This is a genomic window from Micromonospora yasonensis, from assembly GCF_026013475.1.
Taxonomy (GTDB): Bacteria; Actinomycetota; Actinomycetes; order Mycobacteriales; family Micromonosporaceae; genus Micromonospora; species Micromonospora yasonensis.
The window spans coordinates 1-4,923 of the sequence record NZ_JAPDPH010000349.1 but is presented as its reverse complement, the minus strand read 5'-3'; the positions used below and the strand labels follow the sequence as shown (position 1 = coordinate 4,923).

At 68.2% G+C, this 4,923-nt stretch carries 4 protein-coding genes; 2 read left to right on the top strand and 2 right to left on the bottom strand.

Annotation, left to right across the window (positions count from 1 at the left end):
- Positions 1 to 11: 11 nt before the first annotated feature.
- Both ONA70_RS34735 and ONA70_RS34730 read right to left on the bottom strand, forming a co-directional pair.
- Positions 12 to 805 (bottom strand): IS5 family transposase gene (locus tag ONA70_RS34735; protein WP_265010721.1). Its coding sequence is split into 2 segments (ribosomal slippage): positions 12 to 469 and positions 469 to 805, totalling 795 coding nucleotides; the frame shifts between segments, so codons are not numbered across the junction.
- A gap of 237 nt (positions 806 to 1,042) precedes the next feature.
- On the bottom strand, positions 1,043 to 1,267 hold the full coding sequence (locus tag ONA70_RS34730) for a hypothetical protein (RefSeq protein ID WP_265010720.1): 225 nt from the start codon (positions 1,265 to 1,267) through the stop codon (positions 1,043 to 1,045).
- Between the two features lie 579 nt (positions 1,268 to 1,846).
- Here ONA70_RS34730 and ONA70_RS34725 point away from each other — a divergent pair.
- Entirely contained in the window at positions 1,847 to 3,946 is a 2,100-nt protein-coding gene (locus ONA70_RS34725) for a NucA/NucB deoxyribonuclease domain-containing protein (protein ID WP_265010719.1), read from the top strand.
- Positions 3,946 to 4,668 carry a hypothetical protein gene (locus ONA70_RS34720; RefSeq protein ID WP_265010718.1) on the top strand — a complete coding sequence of 241 codons (723 nt, stop codon included), beginning with the start codon at positions 3,946 to 3,948 and terminating at the stop codon, positions 4,666 to 4,668. The genes ONA70_RS34725 and ONA70_RS34720 overlap by 1 nt, the downstream gene beginning before the upstream one ends.
- Positions 4,669 to 4,923 lie beyond the last annotated feature (255 nt).

Genomic DNA, 4,923 nt, shown 5'->3' with positions numbered 1-4,923 from the left:
CGTTAGAGGTCCTAACAAAGTCGTACGACGTGTCGGTACGTGATGATGCAGGTGGCCAGGGCAAGGAAGGCTTCGTGGATGTCGTCGCGGCGTTCCCAGCGGATCCGTAGCCGTTTCATGCCGTGGTACCAGGCGATCGTGCGCTCGACCACCCACCTGAACACTCCTAGCCCGGAGCCGTGGGGCTGGCCTCGGCGGGCGATCCGCGGACGGATGCCCTTGGCTCGCACCGCCCGACGGTACTTGTCGTGGCCGTAGGCACGATCAGCGAAGATCTGATCCGGGCGCTGGCGTGGCCGGCCACGGCGGCCTCGCACCGGCGGGATCTTGTCGATCAGCGGGAGCAGTTGGGTGACGTCGTGGCGGTTGCCGCTGGTCAGCGACACGGCCAGGGGGATGCCGGCGCCCTCGGTCAGGACGTGGTGTTTCGAGCCCGGGCGGGCGCGGTCGACCGGGCTCGGGCCGCTTTTGGGCCGCGTCGGGCGGCCCGCACATGCGAGGAGTCGATCACCGCACGGGACCAGTCCAGCCTCCCGGCCGCCTGCAACTCGGCCAGCAGCAGCTCGTGCAGCCGCTGCCACACCCCGGCCCGATTCCACTCCTCCAATCGCCGCCAGCAGGTCATCCCGGACCCGAGCCCCAACTCCTGGGGCAGGAACTCCCACTGGATGCCGGTGTGCAGCACGAACAAGATCCCGCACAGCACCTGCCGGTCCGGGATCCGCTTACGCCCCGGGTGCCGCGGGTTGCGCTCAGGTTTGGGCAGCAGCGGCTCGATGCGCTGCCACAGCCCGTCCGGCACGATCCACGGCGGCTGCTCACCACGCCTCACGGCCCGTCATCGTAGACCACCCTCTACAAGGGACGGCAGACCTAGAGATCATTTTGTTAGGACCTCTTAATGTGCTGTACTTGGCTTTGCCTCGAACCGGCCCGCAGGAACGTCAGGCAGTGCCGCAGTTTCCACCGAAACAGCACACCTCAGCGGGCCACGGTGGTCGTCTGAGCCGCGGCCAGCAGCCCGTGGAGCGTGCGGGAAGCCCTAGACGGTACCGGGTGGGTACATGCGGGCGCTGTAGAAGTCTCGCATTTCGTCGAGGCCCCGTGCCGCCCACCGGTAGCCGTCCTCGTCGCGCTGCCACGTCACGTTCTGGCCGCGGAAGTCGGAGCGGTCCAGCCAGTCGGCGCCGCTCGGCCAGTACCCGGTCCACCCGTCCGGGCGCAGTGAGGCGAAGGCGGCCTCCACCATGTCAACGGCATCGTCCACATCGTCGTCCTCGAACCCTGCGGCGAACCGGCACAGCAGCGCCAGCGCGGGCCCGGGATGCGGCAGTTTCCCATCGCGTGCAGCCAGGGCCCGACACGGTGCGAGCTCGGCCCAGCGCAGTGCGTACGAGTGCCATGTGCGCAGTTGTCCCAGCCCAGCTCGGCCGCCTCCCCTTCACCCGGGCTGAGGATCCCGAGGCTGTGATAACCGAGGACCGGGCTGAGCTCAAGCGCGACGGTCTCCACGATGGACTGTGCCGTGCTACCGTCCGCCAGGTCATTGATAGACTTCAGTGAGACGGGGGTGGGCATGGCCGACCACAAGCACCATCGGCATTCCAGCAGGCTCTTACGGGCGACGGCATTCGTCGTCTCGTTCATTCTGCCCGTCAGCCTGGTGAACCAGCCGGCTGCCGAGGCGACTCCGGCCGAGCAACTTCCGGCGTGCGCGGACCCGTCGGTGCCAGAGGACGTGAATCACGCCTCCATCCGACTCGAAGGGCCGACGGCTGGGACCGAGGTCGCGGTTGACGAGCATGGGAAGATCGCTGTCAACGGCTTCCTGCACAAGGAAGCCACGATGGTCGACGTTTCGGTCGGCCGGCTGACGACCTCCAGCTTCACCTTCGGTCCGCCGCCGGATGGGGTGACGGACTGGTCGGCGTCGTGGACCACCAGTCTTCGCCCGGTGCAGCTGGGCGAGAACGAGGTGTGCGCTCGCGCCGAGCGCGAACCCGGGCGCTACGCCAAGATCCTGCGTTCGGTCACCGTGGTGGACCTGCTCCCGCCGAGCGCCGTCCCGGGTCTGACCGTCGGCGCCATCACGGCGACCACGGCCAAGGCGACCTGGGGCGAGGCCACGGACAACTACGGCCTCGCCGGATACGAGGTCACCGTCGACGGCGGGACCCCGCACCGGACCACCGTCGGCACCCGGTCGTACTCCATCACCGGGTTGTCGCCGTCCACCGACCACACAGTGTCTGTAGTGGCCGTCGACCTGGCGGGCAACAAGTCGGCGGCCCCCGCCACGGCGTCCTTCACGACGGCTGCCGCCCCGCCGCCGCCGGATCCTGATGCTGACCTGGTCCTCGACCCGGAGCAGGGTGCCGCCACGGCAACCTGGCATCCCGACCCTGCCACCGAGGTCAGCTACCGCGCCTACCTGGACGGCCAGCTGTACGACGAATTCTCGCTGACCCATTTCTGCCAGGACGCCAGCGGCAATCCGGCGAACCCGTGCACGGCGGAGAACAGCATCAGCCTTCCAATCGGCCCCTTGGAGGAGTACACGCCGTACACCTTCCGGGTCGAGGCCCTGCGCGCCGACGGCACGGTGGTCCGTGAACTCGCCGGCGACTTCACCACCATGATCAACACAGACGAGGTGTCTCCCGCAGCCACGCAGCAGGCGGCCAGCGAGGCCTCGCAGTGCGCCGGGAGCGGCGGAGACTTCTACGTCGCGGCGGACTCGCGCGCCGGTGTCGCGGTGCCGGCCGGCAGCACGGAGCTGTTCCTGGGGTGCTACACCGTTTCGGACAACAGCTGTCTGGAGGCATTCCTGCCGCCGTCCGGGGAGAAGCTGGTCGACTGCGCGGACAATCTCACCCAGCTCCTCTTCTCGGCGGCACCGCCCGGCCGCGGACCGGTGATCTCGTCGGTGGACAACGTCCCCGGCGACGTCGCGCCGCTGTTCGACCCAGGCAATGCCACCGTACCGATCACCTGGTGCGCCCAGAACACCACCACGTGCACGCTTCTGCTGGCGCCTGCCGCGCAGACGGTTCGGCTCGTCGCGGTCGCGCCCGCTGCCGCCGCCGGCACCTCCTGGGTCGTCGTCACGCTCTCGGGGATCGGCATCGGACTGGCGCTGTGGGCCCTGCTCGAGATCCTCTTCCCCGGTCAGATCGGCATCCACGGCCTCCTCGAGTACCCGATCCACCACGACACCGACTTCGACACCTTCGAGAACTGGGGCGCGGACGAGGGCGAGTGGTACAACAGCCTGAAGCTCTACGCGGAGGTGATCAAAACGACAAAGCTGGTGGCCGATCGGGACAACATTCCCTTCGCCTGGACCGACGAAGAGGACGCCCGGCTGAAGCGGATCATTGACGCGGCGTGCACGGCCCAGCGCGGCACCCAGGGTACGGCCGGCTGCGACAACGGCTTCGCCGTCTACGTCCCCGGTGGCGTGTCCTACGACCTCAGGCCCTTGAAGGAGACCGGGACCCACATCGTGACCGCGATGGGTGACGGCGGGTATCCGCAGCCGCCGACGCGAGCCCAGTGGTTCTACCCGGCCCGCAGCCAGGGGGGCCAGGCCGCCACCAACGCCGGCTACAGGCGCAACTGGTTCAACACGCAGTTCACGCCGAACGAGTGCACCGGGCGCGCGCCCGGGACGGTCTGCGATGAGTTCCCGTTCTGGGTGACGAACCAGGCGGTAGACCTGTCGGGCGAGCGCGCTTCCCTGAAGCCGGTCCCGCCTTCGGAGTCAAGCCCACAGGGCACCGAGATGTCTGCGTTCTTCCGCAAGTGCGACGTGGCCGACGGGGAGCGGTTCATCGTGCTGCCGGTGAAGCCATGGGTCGCGGCGAACGGGCCGAGCTTCGGATTCCGGGTCAGCGAGGGCGGGGCCAGCATGTGCATGACCCCAAAACCGCCGGCGGCTCCCTGATGCTCGACGACGTGCGCGTGCTGCGTGACGCGGTCGCGGAGTACCGCGCGGCGGCGACGGCTGCGGGCCTCGACTGGCCCGAGCACGCCGAAGCGCCCGTCGCGCAGCCACCCGACCTGGTCTACCGGCTCTTCGACGTGGACCACGTCGCCGAGCAGCTGACCTGGTTCCAGTCGCAGAAATGGCCGCCCAGGCGGCTGCTGCCCAACGGCGGATGGATCATGCCGTGGCCGACCAACGGGGGCGAGGAACTCGACACCCTGGCGATATCGATCGGCACGCCCTTCCCGTGGCGGCATCAAGTGCGGCTGTTCAACTTCGAGCACCTAGTCTACACGTTCGTGCTCGCCGGCGACCACGAGGGTGAAATTTGGCGCTACGAGTTCACCCCCGATGTCTGGGGTTCGGCTCGTGCGGCCACCAGTCTCGCCGCGCTCTTTTCCGGATGGACGAAGGGGATCACCGCTGGCGCGGTCGTCTACGACGAACTCAACGGTTGGCTTCAGTTCAGGGAAGGTGTGCAGGACGACGTCGCCATGCTCCGGGAACGGGTTCCCGACGTCGATTTCCTGACCTTTCCGATATATGTGGCGGATGAGTCGCTGCTGCGGGCGCGACAGCGCGAATGCGGGGTCGACATGGACTGCATCGAGCGGGGCTTCGACTGCTACGAGGAACTGTTCGACACCGTCCGGGCCACCCGGAGGTCACTCGGCATCTGACCCGGCGCCGACCATCTCGGGGACTATGCCGGGATTCGCGCCTCAGACGATCTCATCTCGTCGCTCCGAGCGCACTGGCTGGCCAGTGCGCTCGGAGCGACCACGCAGCGTCCCGTGTAGCTGTAGGTCGCTCCGCCATCCGGTACGCCTTTCGAACGGCTGGCGGTAGTTGGACCGCCAGCCGTTGCTCGGCCGCATCCAACCTGCCGATGATCGCCGGGATCATCCTGTTCGCGCTCGGCGCCGAGCAGTGTC